This is a genomic window from Anaerorhabdus sp. (genome assembly GCF_036657415.1).
Lineage (GTDB): Bacteria > Bacillota_I > Bacilli_A > Erysipelotrichales > Erysipelotrichaceae > Anaerorhabdus.
This window is the reverse complement of record NZ_JAVXGL010000003.1, coordinates 17438-40951: the sequence shown is the minus strand read 5'-3', so window position 1 is coordinate 40951 and position 23514 is coordinate 17438. Positions and strand designations below refer to the sequence as shown.

The following is a 23514-nucleotide window of genomic DNA, read 5'->3' as shown; positions in this document are numbered from 1 at the left end:
CTAGTTTGGTTTCATCTGAAAGTTGATTATATTCAACATTATCAATAGCGCCCTGAATAACATATAAATGAACCAAACATACATTGGGATACTATTCTTTTAATTGTGCAAATACTTTCTTACTTCCTAATCGAATTAAATCTTTAGGAGAACGAATTCCAATCGAAAAAAGTTTCATTTTCATTTCTTTTCCAATATTCATCATGGAATCTAATTCTTGCATTAAATCACCTCTTTACAAGTCTTCATTGATAGAGAAAGTATACTTTAACTAAAAAACATTCACAATCTTATTGATTTGCTTAAACCATTTCTATAGTGTATCAATGCCTAGAAATTGTTTCGCAAGAATACCAATAACAAAAGAAATTGCGGCTACTGAAAGTGAAATTGTAGCCATTTCCATAAATCGTTTTATAAATGGTTCATCTTTAGTTACAGACAAGTAATAGTTAAAGAAAAGAATAATCAATAACACTGTTACGATCATTGTCGCAAAGGCAATGACATACATGGATGAAGGTAATAACAAATAAGGTAATACCAATAAGGCAACCGTAATCAAATAAGCCATTCCTGTATAAAAACTTGATTTAAGGGCATCACTTGCTCCATCTGATCTTTCCGCTAAATAGTTCGATGCAGCCATTGATAATGTTGCAGATATTCCAGTAATAATTCCTGTCATTGCCACAAGCTTTGTATTTTGAAGGGCAAAGGTTACTCCTGCAATGGCCCCCGTCAGCTCTACAAGCGCATCATTCAATCCTAAAACCATTGAGCCAACATAATGTAGTCTTTCCTCATCCAACATGGCGTATAATTCTTTTTCATGTCTTCTTTCCTCTTCAACAAGGTAGCCTATTTGAGGTAAATCTTTCTCTAACTTTTCGTAAGAACCAATTGTTTTATGTTCACCTTTCTGCATTTTCTTAACTACAAATGTAAATCCCAAAATTACTGTCGCAACTTTCAGTATGAACATTTTGAATCCATTAGCTTTCAAATCTTTCTTTGTAATAGATTTCCAAACTAATGCATGCTTAGCCTCATCATCAGCCATTTTTTGCAACAATTTTTTATTTTTATCATCTTTTTGTCTAGATGCCATAAATCCATATATAATTGATCCTTCAATTTCATCAATTTGTGAGTCAATTACTACCTTCATTATTTCATTACTTATTTCCATTCTATCCTCCTATTAATACATCGTTTCGTTATAAATATAGTTTACACTATTTATATTTTGATTGCAGTAAAAAGACTATGCAACTTCATTTTAAAACCCCGCTTTCAGACTTTGATTCTGATAACGGGGTTTACATTTTAATACTATTTAATCATGCTTTCATCCCAGCCAGCTGGAACGTCATAGCCTAATAATTGTACAACTGTTGCGGCAACATTACTTAATCCAAAGTTACCTTCTTTTAATTCAACATCATTGTTGTAGATGATGAATGGAACTGGATTTAATGTATGTGCTGTTTTTGGTTTTGGTGCATCTTCTGGATTTTTTCTCTTTTCGTACATTTCATCTGCATTTCCATGGTCAGCTGTAATTACAAGAGTACAATCTGCTTTATCACAAGCATTCATAATTCTCTTAAGCATTAAGTCAACTGATTCAACACCGATTAATGTAGCTTCATAGTTTCCAGTATGTCCAACCATGTCACCATTTGGATAGTTAACTCGTAAGAACTCATATTCTTTAGATGCAATTGCTTCCACTAATTTATCAGTGATTTCAGCTGCTTTCATCCAAGGTCTTTGTTCAAATGGAACAACATCACTAGGGATTTCTACCCAAGTTTCAAGTTTATCATCAAATTTTTCTGAACGGTTACCATTCCAGAAATAAGTAACATGACCAAATTTTTGTGTTTCACTAATTGCATATGATTGTACACCTTTTTTAACAAGGTATTCACTCATTGTATTTGTAATATGTGGTGGAGTTACTAAGAATTTATTAGGAATCTTTAAGTCTCCATCATATTGAAGCATTCCTGCATAGAATACTTTAGGGAAACGAACACGGTCGAATTCTTTAAAGTCTTCATTTCCAAATGCCTTTGAAATTTCAATCGCACGGTCACCGCGGAAGTTGAATAGAATCACAGTATCACCATCTTCAATAGTACCAACTGGTTTTCCATCTTCTTCAATGACAAATCCTGGAAGATCTTGATCAGATACTCCTAGTTCATTACGATATGTTTCAACTGCATCTTTCATTGAAGGGAATTTTCTTCCTTCTCCAAGAACGTGGATTTTCCATCCTTCTTCAACCATTTTCCAGTTTGCTTCATAACGGTCCATTGTAATTTTCATACGTCCACCGCCTGATGCTACTTTACAATCGAAGTTTGCGTCATTTAATTCTTTAATTAAATTTTCAATTTGTTCTACATATAATAGAGCACTTGTTTCTGGTACATCACGTCCATCAAGTAATGCATGGATACGTACCTTTTTAACACCTTCTGCTTTCGCTTCTTTAAGCATTGCTTCTAAGTGAGCGATATTTGAGTGAACATTTCCATCAGATAATAATCCTAAAAAGTGTAATGTTCCATCTTTACAGAAATTGATTGCTTCTTTCCATGTTTCTGATTGGTAAATTGCACCTGTTTCAATGCTTTCATTTACAAGTTTTGCGCCTTGGCTATATACTTGTCCACATCCTAAAGCATTGTGTCCTACTTCAGAGTTACCCATATCATCATCACTAGGTAATCCTACTGCAAGACCGTGTGCCTTAATATTAATGTTTGGACATGTTTTCATAAGTGTATCAAGTTGTGGTTTATATGCATGCATAACGGCGTTTCCGTTGTCTTTTTCAGTACTTCCAACGCCATCCATGACAACTAATACTACTGGTTTTTTAATCATCTTTTTACTTCCTCAACTTTCTTTTCATAGTTTATCACGATTTGTCACTTTTTTCACTAGATTCGCACGTGAAAACAAAAAATCTATTGCTCTTGATTCCTAGGTACTATGACATGAATTAATTTGTTATCACATGTCGCATAAATTTTCTTTAAATCTTCCGTTTTTATCACGAAACTTTGTGTAGAAGACCCTGCTGAACAAATCAAATATTCATTATTATAGATAGCTTCATCAATAACTAATGCTACATCACTATCATAGCCAAAATTGGTTGCACAACCAACCACATAACTCGTTTTATCTTCCAACTCTTCAGGAGTAACAATCGATAATTTCTCTCCTGTCACCTCTTTCATGAAAGCACGGTCAAAACGTACTCCTTCTTCTGTCACAAGAACATAAAAGTTTCCTTTTTTATCCTTTAGCACTAAGTTTTTACTTTCAGTCCCTTTTAAATTGAATTTCTCATCAACAGCATGTGCTGTTGCGTAATCAACAATCGGTTCATGTTCAATATACTGATATGAAATTTCTAGATTGTCCATTATTTTTAATAAGTCGTATTTCATAATATCACCTCTATCCTATTATACATCTTTTATTTTGAAGATATTTTACAAGCCATGACTTTTTTAAAGTGCTACAATAAATCACAACAACGGAGAACATTTTATGAAAAAAGAAACGCGTACAATTGTCGTTGATGACAAATTAAACATTGAAGCCTATTTATTGGAAGGAATCGTACAACCCTTCCCAAACCACTTTCATGATTTTTATGTTATTGGCTTAATGGAAAGAGGACATCGTTACCTAAATTGTCGCCATGAAGAATATTCCCTTATGCGTAGCGATATGATTCTTTTTAATCCAAACGATAATCATGGTTGTGCTCCTTTGAATGAAGATACCCTTTATTATCGTGGAATAAACATTAATTCAAATGTAATGCTAAATTTAGTAGAAGATATAACAGGTGATAGAAAATTGCCACGGTTTACTAAAAATGTCATAGTAGATGATGAAGCTAAATCCTATTATCAACCCTTACATGAAATGATTATGAATGGATCACAAGAATTTGAAAGAGAAGAATATCTATATTTACTTCTATCTCATCTACTTCAAAACTATGCTCAACCTTTTGATACGATTGTCCCTACTTGTAATATAGAAGTAGAAAAGGCTTGTTCGTATATAGAGGAAAATTATGCAAAACGAATATCTCTAGATGATCTTTGCGAAATCACAAATCTTAGTAAATCTTCATTACTTCGTGCTTTTACAAAAGTTAAAGGAGTAACTCCTTATCGTTATTTAGAGGCAATAAGAATCAATGAATCTCGTAAGTTATTGGAGAAGGGACTACAACCAATTGACGTAGCTCAACAAACTGGCTTCTCTGATCAAAGCCATTTCACAAATTATTTTAATAGCTTTACCGGTTTAACACCCGGTGCTTATCGTGATATTTTCACCAGTAAAGGTAAGAAAAATGATGAATAAATCTCGTGGACATTTTTACGCTATACTAACGATTTGTATTTGGGCAACTACTTTTGTATCGACTAAAATATTACTCACCGATTTCAAACCAATTGAAATATTATTCATTCGCTTTCTTATTGGTTTTGTCGCATTAATAATCATTTATCCAAAGCGTTTACCTCATACAACTAAATCGCAAGAGTATTATTTCATAGCCGCTGGATGTACTGGTATTTGTTTATACTATCTATTAGAAAATATTGCCTTAACCTATACAAGTGCTTCTAATGTTGGTGTACTTATTTCAGTTGCGCCCTTCTTCACTGGACTTCTTTCTATAATATTCTTCAAGGAAGAGAAGATGTCATTAAATTTTATCCTTGGTTTTATAATCGCAATGGTCGGTATTTCACTAATTAGCTTTAATGGCAATAGAGTTGAAGTTAATCTAGTAGGTGATTTACTTGCTTTGATTGCTGCCTTCTTGTGGGCTATTTATTCACTTCTAATCAAAAAAATAAGTACATTTGGTTATCATACTATTGGTACCACCAGACGAATTTTCTTTTATGGTTTACTTATCATGATTCCTGCTTTATTCCTCTTTAATTTTCAATTTGATTTAGATGCAATCATACGTCCAATTAATCTATTCAATATTTTATACTTAGGCTTAGGAGCTTCTGCATTATGTTTCATCACATGGAATTTCTCCGTGAAGATTTTGGGTCCACTTAAAACCAGTGTTTACATTTATCTAGTCCCTATTCTAACAATGATTACTTCAGCAATTATTCTTCATGAAGAAATCACTATTTATTCATTATTTGGTATGCTTTTAACTTTATTTGGATTATTACTTTCAGAAAAGAAACATTTATTTAAAGGAGATTCCCATGGAAATAGAAAATAAAAAATGTGTCATTATTTTAGATGAAGCATTACCCTTAGGTATTCTTACAAATACTGCTGCTGTACTTGGTGTTACTTTAGGAAAAGAAAGAAACGAAATTATCGGTCCCAGCATTAAAGATAAAAGTGGTTATGAACATGAAGGGATAGTTGCAATACCAATTCCAATATTAAAAGGCAATGAACAACTTATTAGAGAACTACGTCAAAGATGTTATACTGAGGAATTTAGTGATTGTACCATCGTAGACTTTAGTGATGTTGCCCAAAGTTGCAAGGACTATGATGACTACACCGAAAAGTTGAAACTACAAGAGGAAGCATGTTTACATTATTTTGGTATCGGTATTTGTGGTGACAAAAAAAAAGATAAACAAGCTCACTGGCAGTTTACCTTTATTACGATAATTATTTTATCTTACTTCTGTATCTACTTATAAGTAATACTTTAATTTGCTGCTTTCTTTAATTTTAAGAAAATCAAGACGAATCCAACACCAAGTAAGATATGTCCAATTCCTGCAACACCTGAAATAGCTGCATTAATTCCTGAAGAAACTTCTATATTTAATACTTCAACAATACCTCTTACAAGAAACATCACTTCCATCCAAATAAGTCCAATATTGTATGTTAGGAAAGCTGTATTAAATCCTTTTTGTTCTTGTAATTTTAGATGTTGTGACAACAACGCTAATATTAGAATAAAGAATGTTCCTAGCATCAAGAAATGTCCATGCATCTTTCCTAATGCTGTTACTCCTACAAAGTCATTAAACTTTGTAAACTCACGGTAGAATACTCCAGCTACCATTGCTACAATGCCATAAATAAATGCTAAATTAATCATTTTTTTCATATTTTAATTACCCGCCTTTCTCATATCTTGGAAACCAATCCATACTGTCCATACATACGCACATGTCTTTGGAATCATCAACATTCCTACTAGCGGAATTGTATCCGCAAAGAGTACAACTGGAATATAGAATGCAAAACTTAATACGATTGTTAAATACATATACTTAAATGCTTTATCATTATGCTCTTTTGCACTTGTATAGAATAAGTAAATAATAAGTATACCCATAAGTGCAAATGGTATATTACGATAGATTCCCCAACTTAAAGGAGCGTTCGCACTTGTCCACATATTTTGTGGGAAGAAACATAATACAATTCTAATTAATGCTAAAGCATAGATTGCAATTGTATACTCCTTTTTACCTTCAACCTTATAACGTAAACGCCATACATAATAAAGTAGGATGTAGAAAATTGTCATTGTTATTGAAGTGATGAATTTACCTACTCCTAAAGCCACTACAAAACTATCTAACCCTGTTGTACATAATGCATAAGCTCTTGGAATTAAGTGAAATGAATCCCCAAGACCTAATGTAACTGCCATAATACCAAATAATTTATTTTCTTTTGTTTTTCCTTTAAGAATCATGATGATACCTAAAGTGACTACGGTAATTAAATATACCGCATCAAACGCTGTTTCCATAATTGCTTGCATAATTGCTCCTCTACCTAATTAAACTCTCTATTACTTTTTTAAGTGTTTTTGTATCTTGATTTTTTTGTGCATTTGAAATCATGTTGCTTAATGTGAATGAGATCAACTCATCTTCACTAATGTTAGCTTCTATCATGTTCTTCTTTGATCCAACATCATTTCTTAAAGCTAAAGATAATCCTTGCTGGATATGTTCAAAATATTCATCCATCATTTTCTTACCTGTTTTTTTCTCTTTTTTCATGAACACTTGATTGTGTTGTGATAAAAATTCAGGAAATTCATTTGTACCTTTCCTTACACATTTTTCAAACCACTCAATTGCGTCTATGAAACTTATTTTGTCAAATGCACAATTTTGATCATGAAATACTCCTCGCCAGATAGTTTCTACTGTCTCAGCGACAAGTTCCTGTTTTGAGGGAAAATAGTTATATATAGTCCCAGTAGAAACATCACATGCTGCTGCCAGTGAACGAATATTAAGTTGTCCAAATCCTTCTTCCTTCACAAGTTGAACTGCACATATTAGAATATCTTCTTTCGATTCTAATTTCTTAAACATATTCTTTTCCTCCTCAAACTGAACACTGTTCATTTTAAATGATAGCTTTGTTTCTGTCAACTAATACTATCTACATAAAAAGGTAGAGAATATCTTATTCTCTACCTAATGTATAATTAATTGCCTTCTCTATATCTTCAATTGGCCATTCATCCTTATCTTTGATGTTCGCACATCCTACCTTTGTTTTGATCTTTGGATTTCTTTCCGCAATAATTTTAGTTGCACCATATCGTCCAAAATGAATTGAAATATAATTTTTCATACTTGCTATCGCTACATATGCCTCTCCTACTTTAAACGTAGGATATTTCCACTTTGGAGATAGACTACAGCTTTCTTCACAATATGGATAATTCTCTCTAATATGATCAACTACTTCTTTGATACGTTCTTTTCGAATTCCTCTAAGTGATTCTAGATAATCATCTACTGTATTCATATTATTCCTTGATTTCTCTAAACCGCATCATCGACCATGATTCATCTAACGCTACCATCGAGCACGGTTCTATTCCATCTTTCTTAGAATGTCCATATAAAATATCACGGTTAACATCATACTTTATCTTACCCTTTGATTTTGGGTAACTAATCCAAAGAATGCCTGTCTTACTTAATTTTGAAAGCGCTGATTTTATTTTTTTATCATATTCATCAAGACTAGATACAAAGAGAAATACATAATCAGCCAATCCTGTTTTTTTTAATTCTAGTGTTTCCTGGCTATTAATTAATTCTATGAATTCTTTTGGTGCATTTATACATATCAATGTACTTCCTTCTTTGATATGCATTTTCTTAAATATTGTATTTTCCATAGTATTACCTTCTTACTGTATATTTCTATACAGTTTTCTTATACCATGAGTTTGACTTCTTCTCAATTAATTTGATTTTAATGTTTTTCCAAAACAGATAATCAATCCTGCAATCGAAATCACGACTAGAAATAAGATTGGTTGCATTGTTAATTCATTCGATGTCATAAGTTCAAATCCCCATGTACCGGGTAATATTTTAGCGAATGTAGTAAATATACTCGGAAGCATTGAGGAAGGAATCATAATTCCAGATAACATCACTGTTGGTAAGAAAATACATTGTCCAAGCATACTTGCTTTAGAGCTATCTTTTACATAAAGTCCAAATATTGATGAGATACTTAAACTAGCAAAGATGAATAAAATTAAGCCAATCCAAAATGTTAGGTTTGTAGGTAATGTTGCATTAAAGAAAATTGGTGCTGTAAAAACAATGATGCAACTCATAATAAAGATATGAATAAATGCTGAAACAAAATTTACAATTAGTGCTGAATAAAGTGGAACACCACCAACTAGATATGATTTTTTGATATCTGTCGCAAATACCGCAATTAATGGTGCAGGACTTCCTAACATAGCCCCCATTGTCGCCCCAAACACACACATTGTTGGAATGATTGTTTGATCCATACCTGGCATGATTGTTTTAAATATGCCACTCATGAATAAATAAAACACGAGTGGAACTATATAATAAACGGTTATAATTTCTTTATCTCTTAAGTTTAATTTCCATTGCAATGCAATGTTTGAAAGTAATGCTGTCATACTGTTTTCTCCTTTGCAATTGCCATAAATTGTTGTTCAAGTGTAGGCAAATCAATCTTTATATCTTGGATTATTCTATTTTGGGTCTTCGCAAGTAGACCTATTTCTAAAATAGCTTCTGTTATATTTTCTGTTTGGAATACATAATACTTATTGTTCATATCACAGTATTTACTTTTATTTAAGTTGTTGAACTCCATCTCACTATTAAATCTAATTTGCATATTTGAACTTTTTTGAACAACTTTTGATAGCTCTTGTGGATTACCGATAAATGCAATTTCACCATCTTTAAGTATTGCAATGCGATCACACAATTCTTCTACTTCTGCCATGTCATGACTTGCCAATAAAATTGTCTTACCTTGTTTTTTCAAACTACGTATTTCTTCATGCAATGCATAACGACCTTCTACATCTAATCCTGCAGTTGGCTCATCCAAAATCACAATATCGGGATTTCCTATTAATGCTATGACTAAATGAAGTCTTCTTTTTTGGCCTGTTGAACAGTCTTTATACTGATTATTTTTAAACTCATTTATCCCTAAACGTTTTATCAATTCTGTATCTATTTTTGCCTTTTGCCATTTCGCAAAGAAATGAATAGCTTCTAAACATTTAATATTCGCAGGGAGTGAAGATACTTGTAGTTGCACCCCTACTTTTCCATTGATTTTAATTTCGCCTTCATTATAATTTGTAATTCCTTCTATGCAGCTTAAGGTCGTTGTCTTACCCGCTCCATTGACACCTAGAAATCCAAACACTTCACCTTGCTTTACATCAAAAGATACTCCGTGTAAAACATCATTCTTCCCATAACTTTTCTTTAATTTATTTACTTCAATGCTATTTGTTGTCATTATTTAACTCCTCCGTTGGAAACTCCATCCCTTGAATTCTCAAATATTTGTCTATCGCACGACCAATATAATCATCAATCTCTTTTTGTTTATTCGCCATTTCTTGATCCCAATTTTCTTTATTGTCATTGAATTCCATTAATTTGGTTAGCAATGTTAAATCTCCCTTAGTAAATTCCATGATCATTGCCCACCATTTTGATGCAAGCTCAATTGCTTCATCACTTTCAGGAGAAATTCCTTTGTTTTTTAATTGGATGGCTTTTTCCACAACTTCTTTATAGGTATTAAGAATTACTTTACCTTCTTCAACATTATCGGTAAATCGTTCTTTAAAATAATCCATTAGCTCATCGTCAAATAATTTAATAACCCAATATTCTTTATTACCCATCTTTAAAAGTTGAATAATATCTGCATATTTATTGAAATCAACTTCTTTCATTTGAATTACTTCTTCTTTTAAAGCATGGAGTGAAGTTTTAACTAATTTCATTGACTTTATTTGTGCTTCAATCATCTTTTCTTGTTGCTCTAGCATAATACAAACTTCTTCTGGTGTATCCATTTTTAAAACTCGTTCTTTTATGTCCTCAAGAGAAAATCCCAGAGATTTAAATGATAGTATTTGATAAAGTTTGATAATATCTTTAGAAGAATATAATCTTCTTCCACCTTCTGTCATACTAGAAGGCGTTAATAATCCTTCTTTGTCATAATATTGTAATGTTCTCACCGTAACATTCATTTTTTTTGATAATTCACCCACAGTTAAGTATTCTTTATTCATATTTATTACCTCCTAGATATAGTATATTTTATTACGTAACGTCACATACAAGCTTTTTTTTATTACTAATGGATATTTAACGTTTTAAGCATATAAAAACCCATAAGTATTTACCTTATTTATCATTAGGTATCCAACTTATGGGTTTTGGTTTATTTTTTATTTACTGCAAATGAGAATGCAATTGATTGAATTAATAATATAATTCCACTCACGATAAGGTAAATACTAGATATCCATTCAAACGTTAATGTTGTCACATATGGACTAACAATAAAGAATAACGCTAGAAAGAGATTGAGCCATCCACTGAATGTAATCATTCCAGTTTTATACTCTCCTGCCATTTTTAATGATGAAGCAAAGTTAAGTTTATTAAATCCTGACATTAATAAAATAATTGCGAAAATCATCGCTAAGAAATTTAGAATGATTCCTGTTGTTAATAGCTTTGAATCCCCTAACCAAAGGGTAAGAATCCAGCCAGCAAATAATACATTGATTATCCCTAATACTAAGTCCCAAGCACTTCTGCTTTTTGAACCAAAGTAACGGAAGAAAATATAAATCCCCTCAATGCCTACTCCAATCGCAATTAACAATCCAGCACCAATGCTAACTGCAAGTGGATTAATAAATAATAAAACGCCCATTACTACCATTAAAATAGCAGCAATAATTCCTGCAAAGGCATGACGCTTCAACATGTCCTCTACAGATACTTCCATAGTAAAATCTTGTCTTAACATAATTTTTTTCCTTTCAAACTCTATTGGTTTTGACGAAACGGGCAATATCAAGGCTTATCCCCTGATTTGTAATTAGCCACTACTAGGTCTATTTCATTATAGTCCCCTTCTTTTACGAAGGTATGAATTTTACTCTCCAATTTTTAAATCCCTATGATTGAATTAGAGGGAAGTAAAAAGGATGTCCTCCTGTTTACATCAGAAATTCATCCTAAGTTCTAACTAAATAACGATTTTCAATAATTATCACTAGCCAAGTATGTTATTCATCTTAGTTACAAATATACTGTTTCCATTAATTTCATCAATACTACAAGTGTAACTGATGACAAAAGTGTTGTCGCGAAAACCGTTAAAGATGCAAATGATTCATCACCTTTATACTTTTTCGCAAATACCGCACAAGTACTACCTACAGGCATTCCCATCAAAAGGGTTACAATACATGTATTTTGAAAATCAATTTTTAGTAGCATACAAAGTAATAATACACTCACTGGTATTATTACAAGTCGCATCATTGTGATTAAACTTATTCTACCAAATATTTTAAAGTCAAAATGCATTTTTTCTGCTAACATACTCCCAACAAGCATAAGTGATACTGGAGATAAACAAGCACCAATATTTTTTAGTGCACTTAAACATGGTGAAGGTATAATTAAATGAAATGTTGTAATACCCATCGCAATAATCATAGCTAGAATAATTTTATTCGTCACTATTGCCATCATAATTTCTTTCCAATCTTTTTGAAGTTTTGGATTAAATACACTTTCCCCCGCACTATATGCCATAATTCGTGTAGGAATCATGAATACATTACAGTACATAACTCCTAAACCACCAAACAATCCTTCAATTACTGGTGTCCCTATAAGTCCTCCATTACTAACTAAATAACCATAATGGGCAACACTCGCTTGTTGCTTATTAAGTATACGAGTAGGAATTTTCGTAATGATAAATAAAACTATTTCAATGATAATTGCTAAAAATAATATTGTTGCTAAGCTCGTAATTAGATTGAGCGACATATTTTCAACAAATGATACAAAAACACTAACTGGTAATAATAAATTTAATGTCATTTTTGATAAGAAGTTTTGTGCATTTGTATCAATCATTTTAACTTTGTAAAGAATAAATCCCACCGCAATATATGTTAAAATCATAATTTGTAAGTCCATCAATATCTTTGTCATAGCTTTTTATATCCCCGCCAGCGTTATACAAACTCCCCATAGTGTAATGAATGAAAGTACCGTAGAAAGAAAAACGCAATTACTTGAAAATAATGTGTCTCCTTTATATTTTTGTGCAAATATTGTTGCAGTTGACGCCACTGGAGTTGCATTAATTAATACCGCCACAATGGTCATGCTCAAATCTATTTTTAATAAAATGCAAATAAAATATGTGAAAAGTGGAGATAAAATCAATCGAAAAAAACTTATCCCTAAAATATCTAGTGAAGATTTTTTCATATCTTCTGCCGAATCAATAAGTGTTGATCCTACCAAGATCAAAGCAAGTGGTGTCATACATGCCGACAAGCTTTCGAATACGGAATTAATTCCTCCTGGTATTTGTATTTGACATGCATTCAATGCAAATCCACAAATCATTGCAAGTGTAATTGGGTTGAAAATGAAATTTTTTATTACTGTCAATCCACTTACTCCTTTATACTGTGGATTAAAATATTTTTCTCCTGATGTAAATGATAAAATTCGTGTTGGTATCATAAAAATATTGGCGTAGAAAACTCCTGTATCACCACATAAACCATAAATTAATGGAAGACCTATCAATGAACCATTTGAGATGAGAATTGCATATTGTGCGATTCTACGCTTATCTTCTGACATTGCTTTTGGAATAAATCTTCCAAGTATCATAACAAATACTGCTACGACTATTCCTGCAACAACTAGCATAATACTGCTTTTCAATATTTCTGTGGAAATACTTTTGTAAAATGATACAAAAATACTCATTGGCATAATTAAATTTAAAACCAGTGTAGAAAGGAATCCATCTACATGACGATCTGTGATTCCTTTCTTTTTCAATACCATTCCGATAACGAAGAAAAGCAAAATTTGCATTTCAACATTAATTAAAACATTTAAATTAAACATCTTTATGTTCTTCTATAAATTTCTTATACCAATAGTAACTTTTCTTTGGAATTCTTTTCAAATTTCCATCTTCATAATCTACACGTACTAGGCCATACCTTTTTTTGTAACCATTAATCCATGAATACAAATCCATGGTAGACCAAACATAATATCCCTTTACATTTACCCCTTCTTCTTTTGCCTTTAGAATATAGGCGAGAAAATTATTAATGAAATTAATACGATCATCATCTTCAACATATCCTTGATCATCCGCAATATCATAGGCACCATGGCCATTCTCCGTGATATAAATAGGAATATCACCATACTTTTCTTTGCGATTCAATAATGTATTGTAGATACATTTAGGATAAATTTCTCTACCCCACGGGTTAAGCGGAATATTAGGGTCTGTATCTGACTCAAACCATCCTTTTACTGTTTTTCCTTCTTTGGCTGCTCTCTCAGTTCCGTCATTATTACCCGCATTGTTTACAGTTGCACAAGTTTCACCTTTTTCATAAGGTTTTACAAGTAGTCGACTATATGCATTTTGTCCTAGGAAATCAATTGTGTTCTCTTTCATAACAGCTAAATCTTCTTGTTTCATAAATGATAAATCAATGCCTGATTTTCTAACTTTTTCAATTAATTCTTTTTCATAAAATCCCTTAATAGCTGGATCTAAAACCCAATCATTATTAAACATGTTTCCATATTTAACAGCTTCTTTGTACTCTGGTGTATCAAAGCGAGCCTCCGCAAGACAAGATGCATGTACAATACCAATTTGTGATGTTAAGTTACATTTTCTAAATTCACGTATCGCTTTTGCATTACAAACCATCATATTATATGCACACTCACAAAGATGTTGCATGTTGAACTCATTTGGTGGATAGTTCCCAACCATATAGTTACAAAATGCATTATGTGTTGGTTCATTAATTGTTACATATAGTGGAATACGATTTTTAAAATGCTTAAATACTACAGAAGCATAATAAGCAAATTCATCTGATATTCCTTCATAACACCAACCACCTTTGTGACCAATATAATCTGGCAAATCATAATGAACCAAAGTGACATTAGGAACAATATTGTATTTTTCTAATTCATTCAAGACTTCGTCATAAAATTTTAATCCAGCTTCATTGACTATTCGGTCTTCTTTTGGAACAATTCGTGACCAAGATATTGAAAATCTATATGTGTTTTGACCACCTTCTGCCATCATTTTGATATCTTCTTTAAAATGATGATAGAAATCGCATGAAACATCACCGGTTATACCCGTCTTATTTTTATCAGAGTGACAAAATTCATCCCAAATATTAATTCCTTTTCCGTTGATATCCCAAGCTCCTTCACATTGATAGGCAGCTGTTGCAGAACCCCACAGAAATTTTTCTTTTGTCATTATTTTCCCTCCGTATGCTCCTTAATGAAATCGTGATACCATGAATAACTCTTCTTCGGAATCCTCTTCAAGTCATTTTCATAGTCAATATAAATTAATCCATATCGCTTTTCATATCCATTTATCCACGAATAACAATCTGTTGTTGACCATGCATAATATCCTTTTACATTGCATCCTTCATTTTCAGCTTTAATTAACCATTCTAAATAGGATTTCATGAATTCAATTCGTTCATCATCAATTATTTCACCATTTTCATTTGGTTTTTCTGCCATTGCATGACCATTTTCCGTAATATATACCGGAATATCACCATAATCCTTCTTTATTCCCATTAACATGTCATAAATTGTCTTTGGATATATTTCACGACTCCATGCATTTTTAGGCGTAGTAGGATCCACATCTGTTTGAAACCAACCTTTTACCACGTATCCTTCTATTGTCTTTTGTCCTGCACCAACATTATTTGGATAATAATTTGTTTCTCCTGACTCATATGGTTTTACAACAGCTCGCGTATAACAATTTTGCCCTAAGAAATCAATTGTATTATGTTTAAGTATTTCTAAATCCTCTTCTTTAACAAAAGACAAATCAATGCCACTCTCAATCAATAAAGGAAATAAATCATCTGGAAACTTACCTAAAATTGCAGGATCTGTTACCCATTTATTTTTAAACAAATCGCCACGTCGTTGCGCTATGCGATATTCTGGTGTATCTTTTAAAATTTGAACTGTATTGGTTGTATGTACAATTCCTATCTTTGATTTTAGATTTAGTTTTCTGAACTCACAAATTGCTTTTGCATTTGCAATAACCAAGTTATAACAAACTTGCACTAATGTTTGAACATCATGAACATTTGGTGGATAATTACCTGTTAAGTATGAACAATACGCATTATGTGTTGATTCATTGATTGTGACATACATTGGAATATCATCTCTGAAATTTTCAAAAATAACTTTACAGTACTTTGCGAATTCGTCAGAAAAGACTGGATTTGCATATCCTCCTATATTCTCTAGCCACGCTGGTAAATCATAATGGATTAATGTTACATTTGGAACGATTCCATTAGCTTTGCATTCTTTAATAACATTTTTATAAAAATCAATTCCAGCTTGATTAATTTTTCCACTTTGATCAGGAATTATCCGTGTCCACGAAATAGAAAACCGTAATGTATTATGTCCACCTTCTTTTAACAATCGAATATCTTCTTTATAACGATGATAAAAATCAACAGCTACATCACCTGTTAATCCTTTAATATTTTTATCACTATGACAAAATTGGTCCCAAGTACTTATACCTTTACCATCTTCATTCCATGCACCTTCACATTGATATGCAGCACTTGCGGTTCCCCACAAAAAATCATGTTTAACTTTTCCGTTCATATTACACCTCCTATTTTTTATATGAACTTAATTCATTTAAGAAAATAACTTCACAAATATGATAATTAGAAATGGCATTACCGCAACAACATAAGCTGCCCGTAAAACTTGTATCAAAGCAATTTTTGTTAGATCTGCATTTAAATCTGCAGCGATTAAAGCCATATCTGTTGCACCACCTGGCGCTGAAGCAAACATCGCTGATTTTAAATCTAATAGTTTATATTTTTCGCAGACAATCCCGTAGATTAAATTAATAAACCAATAACTAATCAACAACAAAACAATGGGAATGAGTGTTTTATTTAAATTCGAAAATGTGGATGAACATATGCTCGTTCCAACCAATGCACCCGCTAGTAATTGTGCAATATTTTTCGCTTGAGTAGGAACGAAACAAATGCATGTTGTACAATTTAAAAAAACAATAAGAAACATTGGAAATACCATTGTAGCTGCAGGTATCTTACTTATATATCCAACATAACCCATAGCAAAACTTGTAATAATTGTAAAAATAATTCTTTGGAATTTTGTCTTTATTAACCTATCTATTACTGTTTGATTCACTACATTATTTTGTTGCATTCTCAAATCTACTACTGTCTCGCTTTTATTTTTTGTCATGAATTTAATCCACGTTGAAAAAAATAGCAAAACAAAGACAAGTCTTGATGTTTGCATCAATGCTACTGTTCCTGCATCAGCATTCATATCCATTGCGATGAGAGAAATATCAGTAACACCACCAGCAACACAAGAGAGAAGTGTTGTTGTTAAATCAAGTCCACAAATCTTATTTATTAATATTCCCATCACAAAGGTATTGATTGTAAGTAAAGCGATAAGAAAAATAAATGGTTTTACTAAATATCTAAAATTCATAATATCTTTTTTTGCAATTTGCATTCCAATAAATGCTCCTGAAATTGCTTGCGTAAAAATTTTAATTGACGTAGGTAAATAAGCATAATCCAAAAAAATATTTGTTACTCCTACTGCTATCATACTTCCCAACATTGCTGGTGCAGATAGTTTTAACTTATCAGCAAAATACCACCCTATACTGGCTACCGATAATGTAATCAAAATCATCCCTATTTCCATATTATTGAAATATTTCCTACTTATTAAATAAGTAGGAAATATGGCATCTAAATATTATCTAACGGATAAATAGGGCGAATAACTTTTTTATAAATGAGGCGTTCTGTTCTTTGCATACATGCACCCTCTGTTAATGACATAACATAATGTTTAGCCATTGCTTTTAGTTGTGGGTATAGATATCCTTGTTTGACAATAATCAAATCATAGTTATCCATTTCTACATTGGCCCACTCATATTGCTCACGTTCTGCAAAGGATACATGTTTATTTCCGATAATAACAGTAACTGGATAGTTATCTAACTTTACAGTCCAACACGTTCCTACAACTTTTACATCATGATAATGGTTATGTAAATCTCCCTTTGATATAATCGTTCCTTTTAAGTGAACTTTTTCTGAAAGCTTATCGAATTGCGCACCTATATCAAACTCAACATAATCACCTTCATTTTTAGATTCAAAATAATTATCACATAGATTTTTATCGGTGATTTCTGCGAATAAAATTTCTTTGTTATTAAAATTTTCTAATGCCAGAACTTGCTTAAGTACAGTTGTATTTGCACCGGGTGCACCGGCAGTAACATTGTCTCCTGAATCCGTTAGAAAACAAGGTTTTCCATCAAACTGAATCATTGCATCAAGCGCTGGTTCTGGATCATCTGCATACCCCGTAAAGTGAAAATCATGACGACGATTCCATACATACTTATAAATCTCATCCGCTTTCTCATTAGCATAGTCAATGTCTTCAGGATTATATGGAACTACAATAATCGCAGCACCACATTTTTCATTGTCGTGACGAAGATAACCAATGTGGTATGAACAGCACATTATTCTTGGATCAGCTTCAATTTCATTCAATAATTTATTAATTGATACAAGCGGTTCATCTGTTGATACACAACGCTCTCCTCCTAGTAAAATAGGAACTTTGCGATAGACTGGATGAATCACTCTTCTTGTTCTTAATACATCAATCAAGCTTTTGAAAACAATTTGATGCGCTTCATTACGATCAGTATGAGGACTATGACGGAATGTGCGAATAATGTTACAGTTATCTGCTTGCTCCTGTGATAAATTCCCATGTGGATCCATAACCATTGCGATTGGCATGTATGGTCCGACAACTTTACGAATCTCGCGAATAAGTGCGTGATCTCCAGAACCACCTTCTAAATCAATAATATTTGATGCCCCGTGAAAGAAGAAAAATAATCCATCAATTTCATGTTGATGCTGTTTCACTCCTTTAATAAATTGTTTGAGAATGTAGTCAAAAGCATCATAACTTACACGTCCTGCACCTGCCCCACTTGCCAAGAAACAAGGAACTAAGTCAATATTTTCTTCCTTTGCTATTTCAGTGATATAGAGACGGTCTGCAATTGCATCACCTGTAATAATTGTAAAATCTTGAATTTCACAAGGTTTTTCTACATAGGCATTTGATTCGGCAATAAATCCACCAATTAATATTTTCATAATTTTCTCCTTATTTACTTTGCACACGTAAATGCAAATTCTTTATTTAATAGATATGGTCTCAAATATGCTACTGTACTACACATTGGAAGTACATCTTCTGATAGCTCAATACCTAGTTGATTTTTAATATATTTTATTCGCTCTTGAATGCGATTCCATAATTCTGGATAGTTCTTTTTTATTTCACACTTTAATTCTTCGTTCGCAAGCAAAATTGTACTCTCAGCACTTGTTCCACCATAACCATTTACTGATGGAATAATATCTATTTGAAACAACATTCCACTTTGAAGTTTTTCTTCTGAATTTTCATATATTGGAGAAGACATCCATTCTTCTTCTGCTGTTAAATGACCTGGACATAATGACCACCCATAAATTGAACGTGGTAGAATTTCTTCGATTTTATTGAATATTTCTTTTCCAGTGCAACCAATTTTAATTTCTTCTAACCAGTAGCAATAAGCTCTAAAATATGGAGCTGCAACTTTTTCAACATAATCTTTACATTCTTTGGGAAGTTCAGATTCATTATGGGCAGCATATCCTGCTCGACTTGAAGAACCTCCTCGATAACCCACCGTAAGAGCAATTGAATCGCCTATTTTTACTGTATTATTTGTAGGATACATATTTGCTTTCACAAATCGAGGGCCACTTGCAGCAATTGTAACTATGCTTGTATGCTGACCATGTCTAACTAACGTATCTCCAAGTTCAAATTCGCTTGTACCTACTTCTATAAGTTCCATGGCATCTAAAACGCAATCCGATGCAAGAGATGCACCAAATTCATAATGAGCAACTTCATTTGCATTGTTAGTTGTTCGTACACCATTTTCACCGATGAATAAATCCGTTTCATTACTTAGAAGTTTATGATCTCCAATTAATTCTTTGATTGTATCTACGATATATGAAGGAATATCAAAGACATTCTTATTGTCTTCAATTGAACTTGTAAACAATTTCCATCCCACTAATCCTATACGTGTATTTTCTTTTACTCCTGCGTCTTTTAGTAACTCTTTAAGTGTTTTATCATTTCGATTCGGTTGATTTGGAAGAGAGAATAATGAAGCGTGAATAGCATTTGCTTCGACTCTTGATTTTGAAACCTTGTTCAAATTTTCATTTCCTAATACAAGTGTCATATCTCCGCATTTATTAACAATTAATAATGCTTCTTCAAAACGCGTGTAATATCCCACAAGATATTCAAAATTACTCCCATGTTCAACATCACCATAAATGATTATTTTTTCTAAACCTCGATCATTCATTTGTTTTAGAACTTTGTTTTTACGTTCTTGAATTGTTTTATCACTTAAAACTACTGGTTTGTTTGAACAATCTTTTTTAGGTGTAGCAACTTTGCTTAATTCAACATTATATTTTTTCATTTTCTAACTCCTCTTTTTAATTTATGGTCACTGAAAAGTGTTATCAAATGAACTTTTCAATAACGATTTTTTTATAATACATTTTTGGGAAGATTAAATATTATCTACTGGGAACATTGGACGCATAATGCGTTTGAATTGAATAGATGCTGTGTCTTGTGGTGTTGCACCATCTGTTAATGACATCACATAGAATTGAGAATTTTCTTTCAACTCTGGAAAAATGTATCCTTGTTTAACAACTGTTACATCATAATCAAGCCAATTAACTCCAGCATGTTTAAACTGAATTGCATGGGCATAAGATTGTCTATGATTTGAAACAATGATATCAATTGAAGTTCCTTTAACATTCACAACTACACAGTTACCAAATTTATTATAAAGTTCAACATTAGAATCACCCATGCTGATAGGACGAATAACATCCCCTTTTGATTTAATTACAACATCAAGTTCAACACTCTTTGACATTTCATCATAATTAGTTCCTAATGTAATGTGCATTTCTTCACCTAGATTACCCTCATTTAATTTTGCTTGTGCTTTTGGATCGGTGATTGCTGCAAATAGGAATGATTTTTTCAATTCTTTTACATCTAAAACTTGTCTTAAAATATATGTATTCCAGCCAGTAGCACCTGATGTTGTATTATCTCCTGAGTCTGTGATTACAACTGGTTTTCCATCAAATTCTAAAGCCATTTTCAAAGCTTCTATAGGTTTTGCAGTTGTTCCAGTATAATGAAATTCATGACGTTTATCCCATACGTATTTTGCAAGTTTATCTGCAACTTCTTCCGCGTAATCTTGATCTTGTAACGTTTGAGGAACAACAACAATTCCGCATCCCGCAACATCACAATCATGACGAATATAACCAACATGCCAAGAAACACTCATAATTCGAGGATCTTTTTCTAACTCATTCATGAAAATATTGATTGATCGAACTGGTTCATCTGCTGAAACACTTTGTTCCCCACCAAGAATAAGTGGTAATTTGCGATAAACAGAATGAACATTTGGACGATTCTTTAAGATATCACATAACATTTGTGCCATAATTCTCCATGTTGCACTTTGATCAGTATGTGGAGATTCACGGTAACTGCGAATTGCAGTAATTGCCTCTACATATTCCTTATTTAAATTGCCATGTGGATCACATGCAACTGTGATAGGAAGATAAGGTCCTACAAGCTTACGTACTTCTTTAATAATATGATGATCACCTGAACCAATTTCATCAACTTCACTAGCCCCATGTAACATAAGATAAATTCCGTCAAGTTCATTGAGATGTTCTTTTACCGTATTTAATATACATGTTTCAATATAATCAAATGTATGTTTTTTAATAATACCAGAGGCCCCTGATACTGCATAAATCGAAGGAATAACTTCGATATTTTCTTTTTCAAAAATATCTTTTACAAGCATTTTTTCAATACAATCATCACCAAATGCTATGTCAAAACTGGTGATTTCATTTTTCATTGGAACATTAGCATTTGATTCTGTAATAAATTGACCAATAAGTACTTTCATAATATAATTTCCTAAGTAGTTAACTACTTATTCCTTTCTTCATATTTTTTCTTGTTTGTTACTATACAGTTTCTGCCGAAATATAAATTCTATTCCGGCAGAAGTTTAAATAAGATTAAGCTTTATTAACTGCCTTCTTTTGATCTTGTGCTAAGATTATTTTCGTAGATACAAAAGATACAACGATTGCAACTACAGCTACTAATGCTGCAATCCAAACATAGTATAAGCTTCCATTTTGATCAACGAAGAATAAGAAAGTTAATAATCCTGGGCATCCGCCTTGCACGAATACTCTAAGTCCAAAGATACCTGCTACTAAACCTGCTGATGCAGCTCCAATTGCAGTACCAATTAATGCTTTAGGTCTTGATATTAATGCTCCATAGAATGCTGGTTCAGTAACTCCACAAAGTGCTGTTACACCAAATGAGCTGATCATACCTTTTTGACCTTTATTATTTTTAATTGTTGTTGCAACAGCTAATGCTGTAGCACCGATACAAATATTTGATACGAATCCCATAACACCAGTAACTGAGTTGTAACCAAGTGTTGCAACTAATTCGATACCGATTGGAGATAACGCTTTATCCAATCCAAACATAACCATGTATGGATAAATTACCGCAAGAATAGGTTGTGCAATAAAGCCTAATGCACTTGTAAGCCATACTACGAATTGTCCTACATAACCACTTAATTGGTTTCCAGCAGGACCTAGGATGATGAATGTAACTGGAGCAACAATTGCCATTGTTAGAAGTGGTTTTAAGAAGAATACTAGTGCTTCTGGTATAATCTTCTTCAATCCCTTATCTACCCAGAACATGAATGCAACACCCAATACAATAGGCAGTACAGTTGAGCCGTAAGACACTTGAGGAATGCCGATTCCAAAGAAGTCTGTTACTACTCCGCTATTAAATTTATCACATATTAGTAGTGCCCCTAAGAAGGCTCCCATGATTGGTTGCATCTTTAATTGAGAAGCTAAAGTGTAACCAATATAAACTGGTAAGAATGTAAATCCAGCTTGGAAAATAGCGAGCATCAACTGTGCTGTTCCACTATCAACTGAGAAACCAAAGTAGTTCACAAGTAGATTTTTAATCGCTAAGATTAAACCTCCTGTAATCATTGCTGGAACAACTGGCATGAAAATCGGTGCTACGAAGTTTCCAAATTTGTTAAGCCAATAAGTTACGTTATGAGGACCTTCTTCCTCTTCTTCAACTTTTTTAGCAGCTCCATCTGGTTGCCAACCTGATACTGTTAGAAATTCATTGTATGCATCGTTAACACCAGGTCCAATAATGATTTGTACTTGACCTTGCTTATTAACGATACCTGCTGATTCTGGAAGATCTTTTAATCCCTCCTCGTTTACAAGGCTTTTTTTCTTGTAATCAATTCGAAGACGTGTAGCGCAATGCGTTACATGACTAATGTTTTCGACACCGCCAAGATTTTCAAGAGCCTGTTTTGATAATTCTTGATACTTTCCCATAATTTTCTCCTTTCAGAACTATCTGTGCTGATTAATATTTGAAAATGAATAGCTAGAATTAACGATTGAACCCAACCCTTTTA

The 23514-nt window shown here is 32.5% G+C and carries 25 protein-coding genes; 3 read left to right on the top strand and 22 right to left on the bottom strand.

Annotated features, from left to right (window positions below):
• Nucleotides 1-91: 91 nt before the first annotated feature.
• The 4 genes from RSB60_RS00945 to RSB60_RS00930 form a co-directional block, all read right to left on the bottom strand.
• Nucleotides 92-223, bottom strand: a complete 132-nt coding sequence (locus RSB60_RS00945) for a helix-hairpin-helix domain-containing protein (RefSeq protein WP_332613981.1) — start codon at nucleotides 221-223, stop codon at nucleotides 92-94.
• A 90-nt stretch (nucleotides 224-313) separates the two neighbouring features.
• A complete protein-coding gene (locus RSB60_RS00940) occupies nucleotides 314-1192 on the bottom strand; it encodes a VIT1/CCC1 transporter family protein (protein WP_332613979.1) in 879 nt (292 codons plus the stop codon).
• A 143-nt stretch (nucleotides 1193-1335) separates the two neighbouring features.
• A complete protein-coding gene (gene gpmI, locus RSB60_RS00935) occupies nucleotides 1336-2904 on the bottom strand; it encodes a 2,3-bisphosphoglycerate-independent phosphoglycerate mutase (protein WP_332613977.1) in 1569 nt (522 codons plus the stop codon).
• Between the two features lie 83 nt (nucleotides 2905-2987).
• Nucleotides 2988-3476 (bottom strand): YbaK/EbsC family protein, encoded by a 489-nt coding sequence (locus RSB60_RS00930; protein WP_332613975.1) that lies wholly within the window; start codon nucleotides 3474-3476, stop codon nucleotides 2988-2990.
• 103 nt (nucleotides 3477-3579) lie between these two features.
• Between RSB60_RS00930 and RSB60_RS00925 the strand changes: the two genes are divergently transcribed.
• The 3 genes from RSB60_RS00925 to RSB60_RS00915 are packed head-to-tail and all read left to right on the top strand — an operon-like array spanning nucleotide 3580 to nucleotide 5747.
• On the top strand, nucleotides 3580-4413 hold the full coding sequence (locus RSB60_RS00925) for an AraC family transcriptional regulator (protein ID WP_332613973.1): 834 nt from the start codon (nucleotides 3580-3582) through the stop codon (nucleotides 4411-4413).
• Nucleotides 4406-5308: a DMT family transporter gene (locus RSB60_RS00920; protein WP_332613971.1), complete on the top strand. Its 903-nt coding sequence runs from the start codon at nucleotides 4406-4408 to the stop codon at nucleotides 5306-5308. The genes RSB60_RS00925 and RSB60_RS00920 overlap by 8 nt, the downstream gene beginning before the upstream one ends.
• Nucleotides 5292-5747: a DUF2000 domain-containing protein gene (locus RSB60_RS00915; protein WP_332613969.1), complete on the top strand. Its 456-nt coding sequence runs from the start codon at nucleotides 5292-5294 to the stop codon at nucleotides 5745-5747. Before RSB60_RS00920 ends, RSB60_RS00915 begins: the two co-directional genes overlap by 17 nt.
• An 8-nt stretch (nucleotides 5748-5755) precedes the next feature.
• Here RSB60_RS00915 and RSB60_RS00910 read toward each other — a convergent pair whose 3' ends face one another.
• The 18 genes from RSB60_RS00910 to RSB60_RS00825 form a co-directional block, all read right to left on the bottom strand.
• On the bottom strand, nucleotides 5756-6166 hold the full coding sequence (locus tag RSB60_RS00910) for a DUF2871 domain-containing protein (protein WP_332491864.1): 411 nt from the start codon (nucleotides 6164-6166) through the stop codon (nucleotides 5756-5758).
• A gap of 3 nt (nucleotides 6167-6169) precedes the next feature.
• Nucleotides 6170-6832, bottom strand: a complete 663-nt coding sequence (locus RSB60_RS00905) for a hypothetical protein (RefSeq protein ID WP_323382652.1) — start codon at nucleotides 6830-6832, stop codon at nucleotides 6170-6172.
• Nucleotides 6833-6842: 10 nt separating this feature from the next.
• Entirely contained in the window at nucleotides 6843-7397 is a 555-nt protein-coding gene (locus RSB60_RS00900; protein ID WP_323382653.1) for a TetR/AcrR family transcriptional regulator, read from the bottom strand.
• Nucleotides 7398-7491: 94 nt separating this feature from the next.
• The gene (locus RSB60_RS00895) at nucleotides 7492-7839 is read right to left on the bottom strand and encodes a DUF5655 domain-containing protein (protein WP_323382654.1); all 348 of its coding nucleotides are present in this window, start codon (nucleotides 7837-7839) and stop codon (nucleotides 7492-7494) included.
• Between the two features lies 1 nt (nucleotide 7840).
• Nucleotides 7841-8218, bottom strand: coding sequence for a hypothetical protein (locus RSB60_RS00890; RefSeq protein ID WP_332613966.1), 378 nt, complete (start codon nucleotides 8216-8218; stop codon nucleotides 7841-7843).
• Between the two features lie 66 nt (nucleotides 8219-8284).
• On the bottom strand, nucleotides 8285-8992 hold the full coding sequence (locus RSB60_RS00885) for an ABC transporter permease (protein WP_332491861.1): 708 nt from the start codon (nucleotides 8990-8992) through the stop codon (nucleotides 8285-8287).
• The gene (locus tag RSB60_RS00880) at nucleotides 8989-9858 is read right to left on the bottom strand and encodes an ABC transporter ATP-binding protein (RefSeq protein ID WP_332613963.1); all 870 of its coding nucleotides are present in this window, start codon (nucleotides 9856-9858) and stop codon (nucleotides 8989-8991) included. Before RSB60_RS00880 ends, RSB60_RS00885 begins: the two co-directional genes overlap by 4 nt.
• A complete protein-coding gene (locus RSB60_RS00875) occupies nucleotides 9845-10648 on the bottom strand; it encodes a MerR family transcriptional regulator (protein ID WP_323382658.1) in 804 nt (267 codons plus the stop codon). Before RSB60_RS00875 ends, RSB60_RS00880 begins: the two co-directional genes overlap by 14 nt.
• A gap of 152 nt (nucleotides 10649-10800) precedes the next feature.
• Entirely contained in the window at nucleotides 10801-11397 is a 597-nt protein-coding gene (locus RSB60_RS00870; protein ID WP_332613961.1) for an HdeD family acid-resistance protein, read from the bottom strand.
• A gap of 275 nt (nucleotides 11398-11672) precedes the next feature.
• Nucleotides 11673-12602, bottom strand: coding sequence for an AEC family transporter (locus RSB60_RS00865; RefSeq protein WP_332613959.1), 930 nt, complete (start codon nucleotides 12600-12602; stop codon nucleotides 11673-11675).
• Between the two features lie 6 nt (nucleotides 12603-12608).
• Nucleotides 12609-13541, bottom strand: coding sequence for an AEC family transporter (locus RSB60_RS00860; RefSeq protein ID WP_332613957.1), 933 nt, complete (start codon nucleotides 13539-13541; stop codon nucleotides 12609-12611).
• On the bottom strand, nucleotides 13534-14949 hold the full coding sequence (locus tag RSB60_RS00855) for a glycoside hydrolase family 1 protein (protein WP_323382479.1): 1416 nt from the start codon (nucleotides 14947-14949) through the stop codon (nucleotides 13534-13536). Before RSB60_RS00855 ends, RSB60_RS00860 begins: the two co-directional genes overlap by 8 nt.
• Nucleotides 14949-16361, bottom strand: coding sequence for a glycoside hydrolase family 1 protein (locus tag RSB60_RS00850; RefSeq protein ID WP_332613955.1), 1413 nt, complete (start codon nucleotides 16359-16361; stop codon nucleotides 14949-14951). The genes RSB60_RS00855 and RSB60_RS00850 overlap by 1 nt, the downstream gene beginning before the upstream one ends.
• A 36-nt stretch (nucleotides 16362-16397) precedes the next feature.
• On the bottom strand, nucleotides 16398-17468 hold the full coding sequence (locus tag RSB60_RS00845) for an AbrB family transcriptional regulator (protein WP_332613953.1): 1071 nt from the start codon (nucleotides 17466-17468) through the stop codon (nucleotides 16398-16400).
• A 47-nt stretch (nucleotides 17469-17515) separates the two neighbouring features.
• The gene (locus RSB60_RS00840) at nucleotides 17516-18964 is read right to left on the bottom strand and encodes a M81 family metallopeptidase (RefSeq protein ID WP_332613951.1); all 1449 of its coding nucleotides are present in this window, start codon (nucleotides 18962-18964) and stop codon (nucleotides 17516-17518) included.
• A 14-nt stretch (nucleotides 18965-18978) separates the two neighbouring features.
• A complete protein-coding gene (locus RSB60_RS00835; RefSeq protein ID WP_332613949.1) occupies nucleotides 18979-20370 on the bottom strand; it encodes a M24 family metallopeptidase in 1392 nt (463 codons plus the stop codon).
• Nucleotides 20371-20463: 93 nt separating this feature from the next.
• Nucleotides 20464-21921: a M81 family metallopeptidase gene (locus tag RSB60_RS00830; RefSeq protein ID WP_332613947.1), complete on the bottom strand. Its 1458-nt coding sequence runs from the start codon at nucleotides 21919-21921 to the stop codon at nucleotides 20464-20466.
• A 115-nt stretch (nucleotides 21922-22036) separates the two neighbouring features.
• Entirely contained in the window at nucleotides 22037-23431 is a 1395-nt protein-coding gene (locus RSB60_RS00825) for a PTS transporter subunit EIIC (protein WP_332613945.1), read from the bottom strand.
• Nucleotides 23432-23514: the final 83 nt, after the last annotated feature.